The sequence below is a fragment of the Terrimonas ginsenosidimutans genome, assembly GCF_022012415.1.
Taxonomy (GTDB): Bacteria; Bacteroidota; Bacteroidia; order Chitinophagales; family Chitinophagaceae; genus Terrimonas_A; species Terrimonas_A ginsenosidimutans.
On the sequence record NZ_JAKLTR010000009.1, the window covers coordinates 30,070 to 49,830 of the forward strand.

Annotated in this window: 18 protein-coding genes; 9 read left to right on the forward strand and 9 right to left on the reverse strand. The window is 47.9% G+C overall.

All coding sequences use genetic code 11. The features are described 5' to 3' along the window. Nucleotides 1-22 precede the first annotated feature (22 nt). Nucleotides 23-1,303 (reverse strand): flavin monoamine oxidase family protein, encoded by a 1,281-nt coding sequence (locus LZZ85_RS14510; RefSeq protein ID WP_237873350.1) that lies wholly within the window; start codon nucleotides 1,301-1,303, stop codon nucleotides 23-25. Between the two features lie 36 nt (nucleotides 1,304-1,339). After that, the gene (locus LZZ85_RS14515) at nucleotides 1,340-1,762 is read right to left on the reverse strand and encodes a hypothetical protein (protein WP_237873356.1); all 423 of its coding nucleotides are present in this window, start codon (nucleotides 1,760-1,762) and stop codon (nucleotides 1,340-1,342) included. A 515-nt stretch (nucleotides 1,763-2,277) separates the two neighbouring features. Here LZZ85_RS14515 and LZZ85_RS14520 point away from each other — a divergent pair. The 3 genes from LZZ85_RS14520 (at nucleotide 2,278) to LZZ85_RS14530 (ending at nucleotide 5,575) form a co-directional block, all read left to right on the forward strand. After that, nucleotides 2,278-3,492, forward strand: a complete 1,215-nt coding sequence (locus tag LZZ85_RS14520) for a BamA/TamA family outer membrane protein (RefSeq protein ID WP_237873358.1) — start codon at nucleotides 2,278-2,280, stop codon at nucleotides 3,490-3,492. A gap of 212 nt (nucleotides 3,493-3,704) precedes the next feature. Then, the gene (locus tag LZZ85_RS14525) at nucleotides 3,705-4,181 is read left to right on the forward strand and encodes a hypothetical protein (protein WP_237873360.1); all 477 of its coding nucleotides are present in this window, start codon (nucleotides 3,705-3,707) and stop codon (nucleotides 4,179-4,181) included. Further along, nucleotides 4,178-5,575, forward strand: coding sequence for an ArnT family glycosyltransferase (locus tag LZZ85_RS14530; protein ID WP_237873361.1), 1,398 nt, complete (start codon nucleotides 4,178-4,180; stop codon nucleotides 5,573-5,575). The genes LZZ85_RS14525 and LZZ85_RS14530 overlap by 4 nt, the downstream gene beginning before the upstream one ends. A gap of 509 nt (nucleotides 5,576-6,084) precedes the next feature. Here LZZ85_RS14530 and LZZ85_RS14535 read toward each other — a convergent pair. Beyond that, entirely contained in the window at nucleotides 6,085-6,831 is a 747-nt protein-coding gene (locus LZZ85_RS14535) for a glycosyltransferase family 2 protein (RefSeq protein WP_237873362.1), read from the reverse strand. Between the two features lie 411 nt (nucleotides 6,832-7,242). Here LZZ85_RS14535 and LZZ85_RS14540 point away from each other — a divergent pair, with 411 nt between their 5' ends. From LZZ85_RS14540 to LZZ85_RS14550, 3 genes are all read left to right on the forward strand, one after another. Next, nucleotides 7,243-7,665, forward strand: a complete 423-nt coding sequence (locus LZZ85_RS14540; RefSeq protein WP_237873364.1) for a secondary thiamine-phosphate synthase enzyme YjbQ — start codon at nucleotides 7,243-7,245, stop codon at nucleotides 7,663-7,665. A gap of 75 nt (nucleotides 7,666-7,740) precedes the next feature. Then, complete coding sequence (locus tag LZZ85_RS14545) at nucleotides 7,741-8,385, forward strand: START domain-containing protein (protein WP_237873367.1); 645 nt, start codon at nucleotides 7,741-7,743, stop codon at nucleotides 8,383-8,385. 202 nt (nucleotides 8,386-8,587) lie between these two features. Beyond that, nucleotides 8,588-11,173, forward strand: a complete 2,586-nt coding sequence (locus LZZ85_RS14550) for a BamA/TamA family outer membrane protein (RefSeq protein WP_237873371.1) — start codon at nucleotides 8,588-8,590, stop codon at nucleotides 11,171-11,173. Nucleotides 11,174-11,245: 72 nt separating this feature from the next. Here LZZ85_RS14550 and LZZ85_RS14555 read toward each other — a convergent pair whose 3' ends face one another. Continuing rightward, entirely contained in the window at nucleotides 11,246-11,689 is a 444-nt protein-coding gene (locus LZZ85_RS14555) for a MarR family winged helix-turn-helix transcriptional regulator (protein WP_237873373.1), read from the reverse strand. A 481-nt stretch (nucleotides 11,690-12,170) separates the two neighbouring features. Beyond that, on the reverse strand, nucleotides 12,171-12,374 hold the full coding sequence (locus LZZ85_RS14560) for a hypothetical protein (protein ID WP_237873375.1): 204 nt from the start codon (nucleotides 12,372-12,374) through the stop codon (nucleotides 12,171-12,173). On the opposite strand from LZZ85_RS14560, the gene LZZ85_RS14565 reads away from it, so the two are divergent. Continuing rightward, nucleotides 12,373-12,603: an SWIB/MDM2 domain-containing protein gene (locus LZZ85_RS14565; RefSeq protein WP_237873376.1), complete on the forward strand. Its 231-nt coding sequence runs from the start codon at nucleotides 12,373-12,375 to the stop codon at nucleotides 12,601-12,603. The genes LZZ85_RS14560 and LZZ85_RS14565 overlap by 2 nt on opposite strands. Nucleotides 12,604-12,893: 290 nt before the next feature. On the opposite strand, the gene LZZ85_RS14570 is transcribed toward LZZ85_RS14565, so the two are convergent. The 3 genes from LZZ85_RS14570 to LZZ85_RS14580 all read right to left on the reverse strand — a co-directional run bounded on the left by LZZ85_RS14570 (nucleotide 12,894) and on the right by LZZ85_RS14580 (nucleotide 15,895). Then, the gene (locus tag LZZ85_RS14570; protein WP_237873378.1) at nucleotides 12,894-14,513 is read right to left on the reverse strand and encodes a carboxylesterase/lipase family protein; all 1,620 of its coding nucleotides are present in this window, start codon (nucleotides 14,511-14,513) and stop codon (nucleotides 12,894-12,896) included. A 70-nt stretch (nucleotides 14,514-14,583) separates the two neighbouring features. Further along, nucleotides 14,584-14,886 carry a polyhydroxyalkanoic acid system family protein gene (locus LZZ85_RS14575; RefSeq protein WP_237873379.1) on the reverse strand — a complete coding sequence of 101 codons (303 nt, stop codon included), beginning with the start codon at nucleotides 14,884-14,886 and terminating at the stop codon, nucleotides 14,584-14,586. Between the two features lie 193 nt (nucleotides 14,887-15,079). Then, a complete protein-coding gene (locus tag LZZ85_RS14580; RefSeq protein WP_237873381.1) occupies nucleotides 15,080-15,895 on the reverse strand; it encodes a hypothetical protein in 816 nt (271 codons plus the stop codon). A 183-nt stretch (nucleotides 15,896-16,078) separates the two neighbouring features. On the opposite strand from LZZ85_RS14580, the gene LZZ85_RS14585 reads away from it, so the two are divergent. Next, entirely contained in the window at nucleotides 16,079-16,867 is a 789-nt protein-coding gene (locus LZZ85_RS14585) for an alpha/beta hydrolase (protein ID WP_237873383.1), read from the forward strand. Nucleotides 16,868-17,137: 270 nt separating this feature from the next. Then, entirely contained in the window at nucleotides 17,138-18,922 is a 1,785-nt protein-coding gene (locus LZZ85_RS14590) for a HAMP domain-containing sensor histidine kinase (protein ID WP_237873387.1), read from the forward strand. On the opposite strand, the gene LZZ85_RS14595 is transcribed toward LZZ85_RS14590, so the two are convergent. Next, nucleotides 18,903-19,721, reverse strand: coding sequence for an HAD family hydrolase (locus LZZ85_RS14595; protein ID WP_237873389.1), 819 nt, complete (start codon nucleotides 19,719-19,721; stop codon nucleotides 18,903-18,905). The genes LZZ85_RS14590 and LZZ85_RS14595 overlap by 20 nt on opposite strands. Nucleotides 19,722-19,761 lie beyond the last annotated feature (40 nt).

Here is a 19,761-nt window from a genome sequence, read left to right on the forward strand (position 1 = left end):
GCCTGGCGTCTTTGCGTTGCTTCTACGCCGATCCATTTAACGCCCGGGCAATGTCTCTTCCACTCACCAGTGCGGCTTCTACTGTCCCCGGCGAATCTCCTTCATAGAACGCCTCTCCCGCAAAAAATACAACACCTCCCGGCGGCTGCCTGAACAACTTCAAAGCCTCCTCACTATCCGGCGTGGTATAACTGTAACCGCCATCCGCCCATTCATCACGCGCCCAATTGTACACATGCCATTCAGTAAGCATGGAATGAATTTCCGCATACGTCAGCTGAAATATCCCGCACAGGGAATGCAATGCCATCGACAGCAACTGTTCTTCCGAAGCATTGATCCATTCATCCGCGGACGGGCCGCCGAGCCAACCAGTCAGCAAACTGTCATCACCGTTCTGCGTCCACCAGGTGGGAACCTTTTCTTCGCTGATCATAAAACCGGCCGAAGAATGATGATCGCGCCAGAATGCGCGGGTGAAACGGAATACGAACTTGATCACACTTCCAAATCCCATTCGCTGTGCGGCATCAAGATAAGCATCAATGGCCGGCACAAACCTGATCGCATCAACCGCTTCACGGCTTTGCAGCAAGCCAAGCGGAATGGTCACCAGGATCTTCTTTGCGCCATAAATTGTCCCGGGATCTTTATACGCCTTTACCCCGCCGGATGCCCACTCAATAAGTTTAACCGGTGTATCATAAAGTATGGTACAGCCAAGTTTCAGGCATTCAGCTTCTATGAAACGGATCAGCGACATATAACCACGGTCAACCCTGAAATTAGCATCCATTTCATGCTGCCATTCATCCAGCAGGGACCTGACACTGACGCGATTGATATCCGCCAGATCAAATCCTTCCGCAAAGCGGGTGATATAACCGCGTAATGCCGCATGCGCTGGTGCGGCATAATGCTTTTGGAGGAATGTCAGCATCGTACTACCAGCTTCCTCCTTTTTCATCTTATCGATCAGCTCATCCCATCCTTCTATCATCTCTTCCGATTGTTGCCACTGTCCGTCTTTTACATGGAAGATCCCACCTTCAACAGCGGTATACTGAAGCCCGGCCTGCCGGAGCAGCGATAAGGTTAGCGGAAGATTGCCATGTACGAACTCAGCTCCCTGCTCAATATGCCCGGGCATGTCAGCATTGTAAAACGTCCGGATCCTTCCTCCGGGAACAGGACGCGCTTCAAGGATCAGCACTTTGTATTGACGGGATAAGTCCATCGCGGCCATAAGGCCCGCTGCACCGGCGCCCACGATGATGATATCTGCAGAAGAAGTTGTATTCACAACCCGAAGTTGCGAAATTCATACCATTCAGCAAGCTCAGGCGACCACCTGCTGCTGTGAACGTTTCCAGAAACGATACTGGTTAAACATCAGAACATTTACCAGGGAAGAAAGAAGGAAGATCAGGATCATAAAGCATACGCGGAAAATATACCTGTTTGACTCAAGGACCACAAATCCGTCATTACTACGAAGATTAACAGAACGATTGGGAGTAAATTCGGTCTCGCGGCAATCAGGACCATAAAGGCGGATGCTGAACTGTTTCTGAGCATATCTGACAAGAACAGACTTATTCCATTTATTGCAAACATCCTCATTACTTAAAACGATGCCCTGCACACGCTTGCCGCTTTGTGAAATGTAAAAATCCCTGACAGTATAAAAGGCCAGAAAAAAACTACAGACAAGCATCAGCAATGCCCCCGCAATCCCCAGTAGCAGTTTGTTATTCCTCATCCATTGACAAGTTATCGTCTCAAGAAAAGACTTGTAGATCCATATTGGTTAGCTATTAAATATACTATGTACACCTGATATCTGGCGCGGGAGATAATCCGATTCTTTGATAATTCATACAGAATACCCTGCTTCCGGTATCTCCATTGCGAAAAAACCACATACCTATATCAACTCTTCATCATGTTTACCCGTTTAATCCAATATCTTTTACTTCAGCAAGTACCGTGTCACGACCAATGGCGGATCGCCAAAGAACACCTATTAAGTTAACATTGCCGATCGTACTGAAAAACCCTTTACAGATAACGGATTAATGTCTTCCGGTCAACGCCAGCCGTTCCCCCATAATACTGAACGTCCATTTTTTTCCCCATCACCTCCCCTCCGCTGCACTGAAACACCATCAATTTGGCTATTTGCCAAAGAAACGTATGTTTACACAGAACATATGTATGGTGGCTCTTTTTTTGCCTTAAATCAATATACAGCCACCTAAAAATCTAGACCTGAGGATGAAGAGACTGATCATTTTCCTATGCCTGCTACCAGCACTCACGCGCGCTCAAAAGGCCTCGAACACGATTCCTCAGACAAAACCTATAACAGACACTTCTGTTCAGACAGACCTGGTGGACGTAGCAAAGAATGTTTTTAATATCAACCCGAAAAAGATCCAGCAGAAAAGGGATCGCAAAATAGATTTCTCGCTTTTGCCATTTGGTAATGCTCCCGGCGGTACGGGCCGCGCACTGATCACCAGCACAACCGCTGGCGTCTATCTGGGCCCCAGGAGAACCACCAATAAGTCAAACGCAACATTTGCCCCCTACTGGAATTTCAAAGGCCGCTTCGGCCTCCCATTGCGGTCCAGCATCTGGCTGCCCAATAATACCTGGAATATACAGGGGGATATCCGCTTCCTCGTTTACCCGCAAAATACATGGGGAACCGGCAGTTCAACCAATAACGACCGTAAGATCATGGTCGATTATACCTATATCCGCATGTACCAGGCTGCTTTAAAGCAGATCCGTCCACACTTCTATGCCGGATTTGGCTACAACCTGGATCACCGGTTCAATATCAGGACCAGTGATTCCGTTTACAACCTTAAAAGCTTTACCGGGTATGATTTCGGCACCAACAGCAGTTCATTATCTTCCGGCTTCACCTTCCAGGCTTTCTATGACACCCGGCACAACCTGATCAATCCCCTGCCCGGTTTCTATGCAAATTTCATTTACCGCGTAAACCCTAAAATGCTCGGTAATAAAGAGCCCTGGCATTCTGTTTATGTTGACGTAAGAAAATACATCTCCCTTAACCGGCGTCGCCCATCACAGCAAAATACGCTCGCCTTCTGGTCTTACTTCTGGAAAGTGCTCAATGATGGAGCACCCTACCTGGACCTGCCCAGCACCGGCTGGGATCCCTATAACCGTTCCGCAAGGGGAATCGACCAGAACAGATACAGGGGAAAAACGCTTTTATATTTCGAAGGTGAATACAGAAGGGATATTACCAGAAACGGCCTGTTCGGGTTTGCCGTGTTCGCAAATACAAACACTGTCAGCGGCAATAACTCGTTCCTCCGCGACTGGCACCCAGCAGTAGGTGCCGGCCTCCGCATCAAATCCAGCAAAGTATCAGGAACCAACATCGCGATCGACTATGGATTCAGCAAAGGTTTCAGGGCGATCATGGTGAATATTTCTGAAGCATTCTAGGATAGACAGTAGACAATAGACCGCCCTTACCGTCGTACACCATCACAGCTTTTTTACCTTATAGGATACAATGTGTCCGGAAACTCTTCCCATGCTGGCTCAAACCTGTTTCCATTCACCATTGATTTCCCAACTATAAGCGGCCACCTGAGGTCTTCCATCTGCGACCCGCCGTCCGTCGTCCGCGGTCCATTCTCTATCTTTGCATTCCAATGCTAAAAAAACACCTCATACTGACCTTAGCGACACTGCTTTTCCTCACCGCCTTTTTCCTGCTGCCGCACAATCGCACATGGGCAGAAAAACTTCTTGGTTATGGAAGGGATCTTCCCGGGCAAATCAAAGCCATGAGCAAAGAGTCCCGGCTAAGTAAACGCTTCGGAAACGATTACACCTACAGCAAAAGCATTGCGGAGAACATGCGCAAGAATGGCCAGCAGCATGCATTGCTCCTGATGCCTCCCAGCAGTTACTTCACCAATGCCGGCATGAAATACCATGTACCGGAACCGGCCGTCTTCTACTATTTTACAGGTATTAAAACTGTTTGGGCTGTCAGTAAAGAAGCCATCAACGCGGAGCTGTATATACACGTGAGAGACGGACAACTGCTGATCGCCAGGGGGAATAATAAAGCTGCCTTACAGGATAGCATCACCGTATTCAAAAAACTCGGTTATACATTATGATGAGCCTGCTTTCAGTTATCCTTCTCACCGTTGTGCAGTTTTTTACCGGCTTTGGCGTACTCGGATTCTTCCGTTTGAAGATCAAACCCGGCTTGTATATTTCTTTATCCATTCTGATGGGGATTGCCATATTTTCTTTTATACCGTTCTTACTGCAACTGGTAAAGCTTCCGCTTACTTCGCTGAATATTTTCCTTTCATTGCTCGCCACCTGCGTTTGGCTGAATGTGAACATCAAAAAGAACTGGCAGCAATTCATGCAGGGGATCCGCAGCGGCAATACCAAACTGCGCATGTATGAATGGCCGGTGCTGCTTTGTCTCCTTTTTATCGTGGCGATCAGCGTATGGAGATGCTTCTACCTGCCTCCCACCCCACGCGATCTCACCTCCGGAGCGGAAGTCATTGCAGAATATGCAACGCGTGAAAAAACAATGATCAATTCAGTGTTTACGGTGAACCTTGAATCAACCAACAACCAGTACAAACCGCCGTTCATCACCTCCTTGCAGATCATTTACAAATACGCAGGTTTCCCGTTCGGACAGATCTGGCTGAGCAGCATTTTCATTTGCCTGCTGGTGTTCATGTATCATGGCCTGACACGGTACCTGCACCGTTCCATTGCAGGCATCCTGCTGATCATCTTTGTGGCAGTACCTGAAATGTATGCCTATACGTTTATGGCATTGTTCGACTACAGCAATGCTGTATTCTTTTTCCTTTCATTCTACTTCCTGATCGGATACTTCAAAAAAAGAAAACCCGGCTATATGGCGCTGGCGGGGGTGCTGATGGGAATAGCGACCTATATCCGTTCCGAAACACTGATCCTCGCGGGTCTTGCATGCCCCCTGTTGCTGGTATATCACCTCCGGCAAAAAGACAGCTTTTCAAGGATCATGATCAGCGGATGCTGGATGATAGCGCCTTCAGTAATATTGTACCTGGTCACCATCACACTATACTTCAACCTGTATCTTCCGGTGAATTATGATGTACAGGGATTATTAAATACAGATCTGGCCAATCTCCGCCCTTTATGGGAAAGATTCAAAGCCATGCATACCCATCTGATCTTAAGCAAAGAAGGGTTCTATGCCTATATCTTCTATTTTTTCGCATTGGTGCTGATCGCGGATCTGGCAGTTTCATTCCGGATGAACAGGGATTCGCGCAACTGGCTTTTCGCCGTTCTGCTGGTCTATTTCGGCATGCCGGTCCTCGGTTACCTTCTTCCCTTGCTTGATATAGACCATTCCACAAAACGCGGCCTGTTCAGGATCTTTCCGCTGATGATCATGTACATGGGAACGAGCACCGTTCTGCGCTGCCTTTCTTTAAAAATAACAAACTGGGAACAGCGCAGCGAACTGACAGTCCGCGCCGGATAAGTCCTTAGATACACTCGTAGCATTAACTACCGCCAATCATCTGGCGTCCGGGGAAACCTTCCCCTGGGTCACAGCAGTTAATTTGCCGGGATCTGGCAGCCGGAAGGCAAAATAGTATATCACTTCAAGACAAGCCTCCCGGGGCCCGGAGCCTGCCTTCCATTAGCATGATTTTTGTGTATGTAAACCCTGTTCAGTTCAGCGGATCATCATTCACGGGTGCTCAACTTTCAGCAAAGTCAATCAGGATGAACGTAAAGTTTTTCCCCTGATGTTTGCCTGATATTTCGCTGAAATTTCGCTGATGTTTCGCTGATGTTCACCTGATGTTTTCCTGACGTTCTCCTGATGTTTACGAGATGTTTACGGGACACCTATCCAATGTATCTCCATCCTCTCTGTACACCCGCTATAATGCTACACTGTATTCCAGCTGCGACAGTCAACCTTGCCGATCCGCCTTTTCCTACACCGGATCCACGATCGACGATCGACCATCGCCCATTCCCCTACATGCCCCTGAAGATCCTGAACTTCCCAAGACCCGCTTTCTGCAGGGCATACTGGAAACTCACACGCAAAACGCCCATTCCATACTTAACGCTCCTGCTGAAGTTGATCGAAGAAGCCTCGTCAAAATAACGGGTAGGGCATGTCACCTCGGCCACTTCAAATCCTTTATAAAAGATCTGGGCGATCATCTCATTGTCAAAAACGAAATCATCTGAATTATTCGTGAAAGGGATCGACTCCAGCACGGTACGGCTGAAAGCCCTGTAGCCCGTATGGTATTCCGACAATTTCTGACGCATCAGCAGATTTTGCGAACCGGTCAGGAACCGGTTGAAGAAATACTTATATAATGGCATGCCGCCCTTCAGGGCTCCCCGCCCAAGGATCCTCGAACCAAAGACCACCGGATAAACCTTATTGGCTATAATAGCAGCCATCGGCTGGATCAATGCCGGCGTGTACTGGTAATCAGGATGCAGCATGATCACTATGTCTGCGCCCACTTCAAGAGCTTTGGCATAACACGACTTCTGATTGCCACCATATCCCTTGTTCTTTTCATGACGGACGATATGCGTGATCCCGATCAGTTTTGCCACCTCGATCGTATTATCGCGGCTCGCATCATCTACCAGGATCACCTCATCCACGATCGAACGATCTATTTCCACATATGTTTGCTCAAGCGTTTTCGCCGCATTATAGGCCGGCAACACCACCACTACTTTCTGTCCATTGACCATCAGGTTGAAATTGTGCGCAATAATAAAGAGAAAACGGCGAAGCGGCGGGAGAGAATTGCGGAAGTATTCCGAGGGACGATGGACAGTATCGCAGAGGACGCAAAGTAGCCGCAAAGGGCGCTAAGCATTTCCTTGCGTCCTTTGGGGTTACTTTGCGTTCTTTGCGATACTGTTTTATCCCTGTTTTGAAGTTCCTGAATATCCTACTGGCGTAACAATATCGCAGAGGACGCAAAGTAGCCGCAAAGGGCGCTAAGTATTTCCTTGCGTCCTTTGCGGTTACTTTGCGTCCTTTGCGATACTATATTGCTCTTCCACCAGAAAACTTTTTGTTCAAACATCTGTTAAAGTCCAAACGATCCTTCACCAACATTAAACACTTAAACTCTTAAACCTTTAAACTTTCTCCCCTTGCACTTCATCCAGCAACAGCTCCTCCTTCCCGAATATCCGCGCGGTTTTCACCTGATCACACGTGCCGTAACAGACGCCATCCCGGAATTGCGGCAATTGCGGAAAGGAATGCTCCAGGTTTTTATACTGCATACATCGGCCTCCCTGACCATTAATGAAAACGCCGATCCAACCGTCAGAGAGGACTTCGAAATGTTCTTCAGTAAGACAGTACCTGAAAATGATCCCGGCTATATTCACACAGACGAAGGCTCCGATGACATGCCCGCACACCTCAAAGCAGCATTACTGGGGAGCTCCGTCCTGATCCCCGTCACCAACGGGCGCCTGAACCTCGGCACCTGGCAGGGCATCTATCTCTGTGAACACCGGAACCGCGGCGGAAGAAGGAAACTGGTCATCACGGCATGGGGAGAGTGATATTGGAGGAGTTTTTGCACCATCCCGCGAAGAGAACCCACAGAATAAAAAGTATATAATATGAATCAGACAGGCATGAAACATTCTATTACAGGATTTACATTGCTGCTGTTCCTGTCCGTACAGGCTATAGCGCAGAAAGACTGGGAATTGAAACTCGACAAACAGAACGTTAAAGTATACACTAAAACCCAGGAAGGCTCCAACCTGAAAGCGATCAAAGTGAGTTGCGAACTGAATACTACCCTCACCAAATTAACAGCCGTCGTGTTCGATGTGAATGCAGGAACCGAATGGGTATACAGTACCAAACTCTGTTCACTCGTCAGGCAGGTATCCCCTTCTGAACTGTATTATTATTCGGAAGTAAGTCTGCCCTGGCCATTCAGTAACCGTGATTTCGTAGCACATCTCGTAGCAAAACAGGATCCTGCCACCAAAGTCGTTACGATCACCGGCCCCGTTGCACCTGATCTTGTGCCCGAGAAAAAAGGAATTGTGCGCGTAAGCAAATCATACGGACGGTGGATCATCACACCAAAAGCGAAAGACCTTGTTCACCTTGAATACATGCTGGAAACAGACCCGGGCGGCTCCATCCCCGCATGGCTGGTAAACATGTTTGTTACAAAAGGGCCTTACGAAACTTTCAAGAAACTGAAAGAGCAATTGAATAAACCGAAGTATGCCAGTGTCAAACTTCCGTTTGTTACAGACTAAGTCATAAGCGGCCAATAGAAGGCCGCTCCACCTGCCATACCAGCCGTGGGCCGGTCACGAACATTTACAACCGGCATCGCATCGGCCAGCCACCATTGCCGCCATTCGCGTTCCATACAACTAATGCCCCGTTCCAGACATTGCGCCTTTGCATTAAACAGATTACTTATGCTATATTGTACAGACAAAATCACTCCTGACAATGATGCGCACAGTGCGAAGCAGTTGCTGCTTCCTGCCATACCTCTTTTGCTTTGCCACAATATTGTTTGCGCAACCACTGTGCGCGCAGCAATCCGCTGACAGTATAACCGTGACCATAGCCCCGGATTATGACAACGTATCCGGACTGCACCGGTTCTTCCTCGGCGAAAATTATCGTAAGCTCTGGGCTACACCCGTCACCGTAAGGATCATACACCTCAACCGCGAAAAAGGCGGACTGCAGATCGAACAGGAAGGTGGCGGACAACAAACCCGGTCACTCCGGTTACGCGATCATTCGGGAAAAGAATGGGTTTTGCGAAGCGTTCAGAAATATCCTGAACGGCAACTTCCCCCAAGATTGAAAGAGACCATCGCACGTGATATTCTCCGTGACCAGGTAGCCACCGCCAACCCATTCGCTGCGATCACCGTTCCGCCGCTTGCGGAAGCACTCGGAATCCCCCACTCCAACCCCGAGATCGTTTACGTAGCTACAGACACTGCTCTCGGAAACTATAATGAGACATTTGCCGGAAAAATATTCCTGCTCGAAGAAAGGCAGCCCGCCGGATCCGGTAAAACAGACAATACAGCCCAACTACAGAAAAAACTCCTGGAAGACAATGATGTAAGCGTAGATCAGCGTCTTGTACTGCGGGCGCGACTGCTCGATATGTTGCTGGGCGACTGGGACCGACATGAAGATCAATGGAGATGGGAAAAGATAAAGGAAGGTAAGAATACAGTGTATGCCCCGGTGCCGCGTGATCGTGACCAGGTATACTATCAGACCTCCGGCGTATTCCCCTGGATCGTCTCCCATCAGTGGCTGAAATCAAAATTTCAACCCTATCGCGAACAGATCAGGGACATCAAAGGCTGGAACTTCAATGCACGCTATTTTGACCGTTACTTCCTGACATCACTGGATGAGTCAGACTGGAAGAACGAGATCAAACTGGTACAACAGACATTATCAGACAGCTTGATCACAAAGGCGATCCGGCGTATGCCTCCCTCCATTTACCAGATCGCCGGTGAAGAAACGATCAGGATCATGATCGCCCGCAGAAACAACCTCCTCAGATCCGCATTGGAATATTATCGTTTCCTCTCTGTTTATGTGGATATTACAGCTTCCGGCAAACGCGAACACTTTGACATAAAACAGGACGGTGAGCAGATCAGCGTCAGCATCTACAAACAAAAAAAAGACAGCACCCGGAATGACCGGATCTTCCATCGCAATTTTGATCCGGCAATTACAAAAGAGATCAGGCTCTATGGTTTTGACGGAGAAGATGAGTTCTATGTACATGCACCGATCACTTCCCCCATCCGTATCCGTATGATCGGAGGCGGAGGCGAAGACCGCTTCATTATAGACAGCAACACCAATCACCGGAAAAAACTTTACATCTATGACCGGTCAGATAAGCTGAACGGGTTCCCCTCCCGCAAACTCGCAAAGATCATCACCGGCACAGACAGCAGCATCAACAGCTTTGAGCCGAACAGTTTCCAGTATGACCGGTTTGAGCCCGTCACACTGGCACATTATAATACCGATATCGGCATCAGCCTGATCCTCGGCGCAGCACTTACCAGACACGGATTCCGCCGAACACCGTACGCGTACAAACATCAGCTGCTGATGGATTATTCATTCGCCAGAAGATCCTTCCTGTTTACCTACATGGCCGACTACAAAAAAGCATTCGGCAAAAATGATCTGAATATCAATATCGTTTCACACGGTCCGAATAATGTCAGCAACTTCTTTGGCATTGGCAACGAAAGCCTGTTTGAAAATAAAGGAGATAAAAAGATCCTGTATTACCGCAACCGCTACGACTATGTGGAGGCAGATATCCGGATCAGCAGGACGCTCCGTCACTTCACCATCAACGGCGGTCTTGCGGGGCAGTATTACACCAGCAAGGCGGTCAACAATGAGTTTAAATACCTGAAGGAATTCGACCAGCAGCATCCGGATGCAAATGTGTTCTCTTCAGGATTCTATCTTGGCGCAACAGGTGCGGCGGAACTGGATACAAGGCAGAACAAAACATTCCCTTCACAAGGCATTCACTGGTATACCAGGTTAACAGCAATGCAACAATGGGGAAAGCAGAAAGACAGTTACGGACAGATCAGTTCTGAATTCAGTTTCTATCTCAATCCCGACAAACACGCTACGCTGATATTTGCCAATAGAACCGGCGCCGGCACAACGGTCGGGGATCCCGCCTATTTCCAGTTATTGAAACTTGGTGGCCCGCAAACACTGCGCGGCTTTCATACCTGGAGATTTTCAGGTAAGACAATGCTCTATAATAACTTCGAACTAAGGCTGAAGCTATTCAACTTCAACTCCTACCTTCTCCCCGGCTCCGTGGGCGTGATCGGATTTGATGATATCGGAAGGATATGGCAACCGGGAGAGCATTCCACGGAATGGCATAATGGATATGGAGCGGGCTTATATGTTAATCCCGTAGAGTTGGTGCTGATACAATTCTCAAAAGGCTTCTCGAAGGAAGGATCGATCAATTACCTGACGATCGGATACAGGTTTTAACACTTCGTGGAAGCCTTATTCCATGCAATGATAAGCCGCTCCAATGGTAAAACATACGCCGGATCGCCAAGACTAACGGATCTGCCTGAGCGTCGCATTAAGGCGTTGTAAAAAACTGATAGCCTGGTCTATCTCCCTTCCGGAAACCCCTTCCAGCGCCTGTATATATAATGAAGCCGAAATACTCACAGCATCCTCCTGCAGCTTCCGTCCGGTAACAGTAAGATGCACGATCCTCGCCCGTCCATCAACGGCATCTTTCCTGGTACGCACCAGCCCTTGCTCTATCAGATTCGTCAGCATCCTGGTAACCGTTGTCTTATCCCTTTCCAGCCGCCGGCTGATCTCCTGCTGATTGATCCCATCCTCCTGCGCCAGCAACATAAGAATGGCAAACTGCTCCGGTGTGATCGGCAGGGCACTCCGCTGAAAAGCCGCCGCCAATGCCCGGGTAAAATGATGGGAGAACGATGAGATGAGATAAACAATATTGTCGTCCAGGTTGCGGTCCGCCATAGATTTTCTATTTTAGTTGTATCTACAACTAAAATAGAAAATCTTCGTGGTTTTCCCTGCTAAAATCTATCTGGCACCAGTAATTATACCTGTTTTCCCCTATGAAAAAGCGGTCTGCTTGTAAAAAAACAGCGATTCTCCCCTATGAAAACAACCGTTTTCTCCTCTGAAAACAGCTTTTTCCCACACCAGTTATCCCCATTTAACAAGATTTTTTTCGGGCTTTTTCATAGGAGAAAATACTCCGGAACGCTTCGGCACAATAAAGGGTATACTACAGAACAAAACGCATACAACCCGCTACAGTAAAGGGTTTCAACAGATCTATCAATGAAATTTATATATAAAAGAAGTCATTCTCCCTATGAAAACAGTGTTTTTCATAGGGAGAACTTATAAACAATTCGTTCCCGCGGGGAAAGATGGTGATGTTTGTATCTGTAGCAATTGCTTATATTAGCTATGGTTTAGAACCTAATTTTTAAACAACCATTAAATTCAGCACAATGGCTACAAAGAAGAAAGCAGCTCCTAAAAAAGCAGCAAAAAAAGCAGCTCCTAAAAAGGCAGCTCCTAAAAAAGCAGCAAAAAAAGCGGCTCCTAAAAAAGCAGCTCCTAAGAAAGCAGCTCCAAAAAAAGCAGCTCCTAAGAAAAAATCAGCTCGTAAACCTAACGCAGCTTTCATGAAACCCCTCACTCCAAGCGCAGTTCTTGCTGACGTGATCGGTAACAAAGAAGTTCCGCGTACTGAGATCATCAAAAAGATCTGGGACTATATCAAAAAGAACAAATTACAGGATCAGAAGAACAAGCGTATGATCAATGCAGACGCTAAACTGAAAGCTCTGTTTGCTGGTAAAGCACAGATCTCTATGTTCGATCTCGCTAAGATCGTAGGTAAGAACGTAAGCTAATACAGCCTGTCATATAGGACAAAATTGAAGCCCGAACGGATGTTGGGGCTTTTTTTATGGGAAGGGCAGAGGTTTAAGAGTTTAAAAGGTTAAGAGGTTAAGAGTTTAAAAGTTTAATAGTTTAAGAGTTTAAAAGTTTAAGAGGTTAAGAGGTTTAAGAGGTTTGATAAGTTTTTCAAAGGTTGCAAATGCTCTCGTAGCCTGGTTAAGGTCCAGAGAGTATATCGAACCTCTTAAACTATTAAACTCTTAAACTCTTAAACTCTTAAACTTTTAAACCTTCTCCCCCCTCACTTCCCCACCTCCCTCTCAAGGAAAAGATACCGTTCCCTGTTTCTCTCCTGCTCGGGTTTTGTGGTAACATTGATATTCATGAATACAACTTTCTCGGTGGTCACCGCCGGCCAGTCGGGTAATCCTTTACCATTAGGAGAATGTGATTTAATGAAATTGACAAAATAGGCCTGCATTGTTTTGGACACGGCATAGTCATCCGCCGTCCACGCGAATACCTTGTTCCCGTCCAGGTTTCCCATTGCGTATTCGATTTCCGCAGAGTGAACGGCTCCTTTGTCTGGTGGCGGCACAGGCCCGCTGCTCTTTACTACACCACCCGCTAATCCGGGTGCCGAGCCAGCTTCGCGCATCGGTGGCCTGGGATGCGAATACAGGTAACGGTAAACAGGCTTATTGCTCTTCACCTGCTGATCGATCCATTTCCAGGTGGAGAAACTGATGAACCTGTCACCTGCAAGATCAGTTGCGACCTGTTCCGCCTCTGCGTCATTGGACACATGATACACCTTCAGCACCTCATCGGCCTTTTCCCCATAGATCTTTTTAACGGCTGCTTCAAAGTTCTCTTTCGTTGGTTTTGCCGCACCCAATAAGCCTCTGAAGTTTGATTCTTCATTGTTCCATCCCGCAAGCAAGGGTACCTGAGCCTGCTGATTCGCAGCATAGATGGCAAATGGATCTTCGGGGAAAAAATGACCGTCTATCGCGATCGGAAAACGGAAAGGATTGAATTTTGCAGCAGCAGCCAGCAGCCTGTCTGCAGGTATTGCGCGTAATTCCGCAAGGGTACTTGCCCCGGCAGCTTTACCAAACTCCACTCCGGCGGCTTCCGCTTTCGCCAGCGGAGCAGCAGACAGCGTGCCCAGGATTGAACCACTTTCTCCAATAGCCGCACTGATCAGCTTCTTCGAGAGCGGCGATGCCATCAGCGCACTCACAGATATAGAACCAGCAGATTCACCGGCAATCGTAACGCGCGACGGATCACCACCAAACATGGCAATATTCTCCTTCACCCATTTCAAGGCAGCTGCCTGGTCAAGCAGCCCGTAGTTGCCGGAAGCTTTGTAGGGAGATTCTTTAGTCAGTTCAGGATGGGCCATAAAGCCAAAAACGCCGAGACGGTAATTGACCGTTAGCGCAACGATCCCGTGCTTTGCCATGCTTTCTCCATCGTAGCGGCTTTCCGAACCATCTCCGGCTACAAATCCGCCTCCATAGAAATAGACCAGTACGGGTAACAGCTTTTTGCTTTTAGCAGAAGGAGTCCATACATTAAGATAAAGGCAGTCTTCGCTCATTCCATCTGAGCGAAAGCCCATATCACCGAAGACTGCGGTCTGCATCGCCCTCGGACCAAAATGATCAGCCTTGCGCAGGCCTTCCCAGTTCTTTACCGGCTGCGGTTCACGCCATCTCAGTTCGCCAACCGGCGGTGCACCAAAAGGGATCCCCTTGAATGAGATCACACCGCTCTTTTCGACCACCCCCTGAAGGGAGCCATTGGCCGTTCGTACGATCGGATCATCCATCCCGGAAACTAACCCTGACTTTTTAAAAGAGAAACTGCCGATGACCATCAGCAGCAATAAAGGCGCAATCAGTTTTTTCATAACAGCATTTTTACAGCAATCAAATTAACCATTTTTTGGAGATCAGATCGCAGACAAAAATGCTATTGTCCTAAGCCAGCAACTCTTTCGCCTTATCAGTAATTACCTGTGCGATCTTACCCTTGAAAAAAGAAACCGCAAATGGAAGCTTTGCATTGATGTCAACAGAAGAAGGATTTACATCGATCACGCCTCCAAGATCAAATCCCTTCACAGAAAAACCGAACTTGCCGCTATTGCCTTCCCATTGCTCCTGTGCACCATCGATCAGGTCTTTGTGCTCCTCCCGTAGGTTGGTCAGCAGTTTCTTGATACGGGTCAGTGCTTCTTCTGAAGAAAGATTGTGAGGTATATTGAGGTTGAGGTCAGACATGGTTGATAATTGAGCCAGCAAATTACGATTCTTTATTTAAATGGATTTCCCGCAAGACGGCCCAACCCGAATGATTATCATTATAAAAATAACACTCGGTCATCCGCAAAAGTGTAACGGGGATCTTGCCCTGCACATCCAAATGGTTATACAAACCATCAAAGTAACCAGGCGGTCATGCCGTGCATAGAATCTATTTTTCCGGCACGGGGATCACTGCCAGATTATTATCGGCTGCAGTCCAGATCGACATATATTTCCGCCCCACGACCATATATTGCCCCCAGCCGGTAAAGCGCTGGTATAACATGAGCGTGCAGAGATCAGTCGGCGTGATCACATCACCATACAAAGGAAGGTGAGAGTGCATCGCGCCAACAACCTGGTTGCCATCTTTATCTTTTTGCCCGTAAGGAGATTCTATCAGACTGCCGTGCAAACGTCTTTTCGCGGTTGCCCTGAAGTTTGCGTCAAACTCAAGCAGGTAATCGTTCCCAAAGAGCAGCAGATCATTCCTGGTAGTAGCTGTCAGTATATAAACTTTCCGGTGATCGCCGTATATCAGCGGTATCAGGTTAAGGTTCGTGTTCTTGTATTGCCTGATCATCGTATCACCCTGTATCGATGCGTAGGCTGCATTCCTGAGCTGGTAATACTGTTTCTCGAGTACGGTAAATTCTCTCACCTTCAGGTCAGCGGTTGCTTTTGACAGGTTAAACGATGTATCAAATCGCATAGTGCCGATCACCTTTGGAGACTCTTCTGTGGAAAAGAAAATACAGGCGGCGCCGGCAGCATCCTCATAGGAGAAATAGCCGCCGATCTTTTCACGGTCTTTAAACTTTTCAAGGAACAGATCTGTACCGTGCCAGGATGCCATTTCAGAGCGGAACAACCGCTTACCTTCAGTGAGTACACTATCGCGGACCTGCTGAATTGGCTCTGTTTGAGCAAATGCAGCCATCACGGAGCAAAAAAATAATTGCAGGAGAAGGAGGATCTTTTTCATATAACAGGCGGTTTATTAACAGATCAGGACATAAAATACAAAAGCAATCGCAGAAATCCCAGCACGGTTTATACCATTTCGAAACAGGGTATAGACATCATCGAACGCGTTCTGTGCATTGCCCCGCGTTCATACTACGGATAAATTTGTCAGCATTGATTTACCCCTTAAACTAAAATGATCATGTCTACAATTACAACCAGGAACGTGCTGTTTATCACCGGAGCGTTTGTGACCCATCACAGCTGGGATGAATGGGTGGCTTACTTCAACAGCAAAGGTTATAATGCCATTAATCCTCCATGGCCGCACAAAGACGGTTATGCCGGAGAGCTGAGAAGCCGTCAGCCGAATGATATCGCGCTTGCGACACTGACCTTATCCCAACTGATTGACCACTACGCCAGTATTGCCAGGAGTTTCCCGGAAAAACCGATCATCATCGGGCATTCCCTTGGCGGCCTGATCACACAGGTATTGCTTAACCGCGGTTTGGCCGCCGCCGCCGTTACGCTTCATTCCGTCCCAACCCTTGGCGTATTCCCTTATGAATTTTCTTTCCTGAAAGCGGGCTGGAGATCGCTTGGATTATTCACTTCGGTCAAAAAGACCTACCTGATGTCCTTTAAGACCTGGCAATACGCTTTCGTGAACGGCATGTCCTTACCGGAACAGCAACATGCTTACGACATCAGCACAATTCCTGAATCAAAAACAGTGGCGCGCGGAGGTCTTACCAGGGCTGCTGCGGTCGATTACAACAAACCACATGCACCATACCTGATGACTTCAGGAAGCAACGACCATATCATTCCCCCACATCTTAATTATCGTAACTACAAGAGATACAAAAAAGACAACGGTTCCATACTCGAATACAAAGAATTCCCCGGCCGCAACCACTACGTAGTCAACCTCCCTGTCTGGAAAGAGAATGCAGATTATGTGATCGACTGGCTGAAGAGGGTGTGAGAGCGGTGGGGAAAGGTTTAAAGGTTTAATAGTTTAATAGTTTAAGAGTTTAAGAGTTTCAACGTCTAACGGTTTCAATGTTTAGCGGTTACCTAAACTATCAAACTATTAAACTTTTAAACTTTTAAACTATTAAACTTCCACCCCCCTCCCTCCGCCCCCATACCCCAAAACGCTCCCCTCATACAACATACCGGTAAGTCTTGTTCGCGGCATCGTTATTGATCAAATAAAAGTTACTTTAGCCGTTCACTTCTGACCAACGGGTGTATGACCACAAAAAAAAGAAAATACAAGTTCAGCCGGATCCCTGTGCGCGGACTTTCCCTTCAGCAGCGCCTGCCATTGCTGATCTGTATTTTACTGCTCTGTATCATTCTTGTGTTCAGCATCAGTTCGTATATCACTGTCAGAAGATCTTATCTTCAAGCCGGCCGTGAGCGGTTGTCATCTTTAAGTATGCAATTAAGCTCTTTATTCGGGCAAACATTCCAGAACTTCTTACAAACAGCCCGGCAGGCAGCAAACCAGGAAGAACTGCGGGCCTATCTTATTACCGGAAAAGCAGGGTATCGTGAAGCGGCTATCCGGAAACTGGAAGCACTCAGAACGGATAGCGCGAATATCAGCGCAACGCTGTATGACACACATAAGAGGCCGGTATTACATATAGTCAGGGACAGCCTCGGAGAAAAAATGCCCGGTGATCCGGGTCTGCTGGAAACAGCTGTTCCGGATGCAGGTGTGATCGGCAAACTTCACCAGCAGCACAACCGGATCTATTTCCCCGTGTTGCATAAGGTGAAAGAAGGCCGGGAAACGGTGGGCTATCTGCTCCGCTGGCGAAAATTGTCCACCACCCAGGAAGGTGTGCAACAACTTTCACAGCTGCTCGGTTCCGGCGCGATATTATATGTTGCCAACCTTGACGGCTCCGTATGGTCAGATCTTGTTTCCCCGGTTGATGCCCCGAGAGGCCTCGCAGACAGATCAACCGGCGTACACGATTTTGAGAATGGCAAGGGACCTGCGATCGGTGCCATCCGGACCATCCAGCATACCCCATGGATGATCATGATCGAATTTACACAGGCAAGTTTATTAACGGCCCCAAATCGGTTCATGAACTGGCTTATTGTTGCCGGAATGCTGTTTACCGCTATCGGAAGTTTCCTGGCATGGCTGCTGAGCCGCAATCTTACCCGGCCTTTGAAAGACCTGACGGCAGCTTCCTCTGCACTCGCAGATGGTGACTATACTGCGATCGTACCGGTAGAACGAAGGGACGAAATGGGCAAGCTCGCACGCGCATTCAATGCCATGTCCGGCAAGATCAGAGAAGCCCATGCCGATCTGGAAAAACAGGTACAGGAAACAGGACTAATGAACGACCAGCTCCGGGAGCTCTCAGCCCACCTGCAAAACATACGCGAAGAAGAACGTATCCACATAGCAAGGGAAATGCATGATGAACTCGGGCAGCTCCTGACAGGATTCAAAATGGATGTGATATCTGTTAAGCGAAAGATGGGACAGCCGGTTGATCCAAAGATCCTGACAAGACTGGATACAATGGAGGCTACAAGTGATGAAGCCATCAAATTTGTAAGAAAGCTTTCTGCGGAACTACGCCCCAGCCTCCTCGATGACCTTGGGCTGATCGCCGCTCTTGAATGGCATAGCCAGGAATTTGAAAGACGCTACAGCATACGCACCATTTTTCAAAGCGAAATGCAGGAGATCGCCATTGCTCCATTGATCGGAACGGGAGTATTCCGCATCTTCCAGGAATCCCTTACCAATATCGCCAGGCATGCCGGCGCGCATCAGATAAAAGCGACACTTAAGCTCAGTAATTCTTCCCTGAAACTGACCATCACTGACGACGGTGAGGGCTTCGACCCGGATGGACAACGCAAAACACTCGGACTGCTCGGGATGAAAGAGCGCGCGATCATGATCGGCGGCGAGCTGGATATTTATTCAAGTCCCGGCCGCGGTACAACAATTACCGTTACCATCCCTTCCACACAACTTACCGGATCCGGTCGATAGCTTCCGCCACTTTCTGCATGACCTCTCCAACGCCATTCTCTTCATTGGACCTTGTTTCAAAACGCGCAGCCTTTTTCACTTCCGGATGCGCATTAGTCATCGCGTAACTGAAATAAGCCTGCTTCATCATTTCCACGTCATTCAAATAATCACCGAATGCCATGCATTCCTCCACAGAAATATTCAGCTGCTGCTGAACAGCCTGCAACGCGCGGCCTTTATTGGCAAGCTGATGCGACAGATCAAGCCAGATCTTACCGGAAACCTTTACCTGCAATTCTCCTTCCAGGTGCCTGAACACAGGATAACTGTTCGCTTCAGCTCCACTCAGATCACAAATAGCGATCTTAAGGAAATCATCTTCTTCAACAGCCAGCAGATCATCAACGAACACCCTGCGATCATAATACATTTCAACATGGCGGAGGAACTCCGGCTCGCGGCTTTCCAGGTACGCCTGTTTCTTGCCACAAAGAATAATGTTTACGCCGGTTATTCCCCGTGCCATACGGATCAGCTCCGGCACTTGATCCATTGGCAAGGACTGAACAAACAGATCGCGTCCCTGGTATTGCACATGGCTGCCATTCTCTGCGATAAAAATCATATCGGAGCCAAGCTCACCAAACGTATTCTGAAGATTATACAATTGCCGCCCACTCGCCGGGGCGAAGAATACCCCTTTTGTTTTTAAGTGATCATAGAGGGCGGGAAATCCTTTATCATACTCGTGTTTGCTGTTCAGAAGGGTCCCGTCCATGTCCGCTGCGATCAGCCGGATGCCAGAAAAATCTATCATCCCGCAAAGGTAGTTCAAGCAAAAAAAAGAGAAAAGAAAA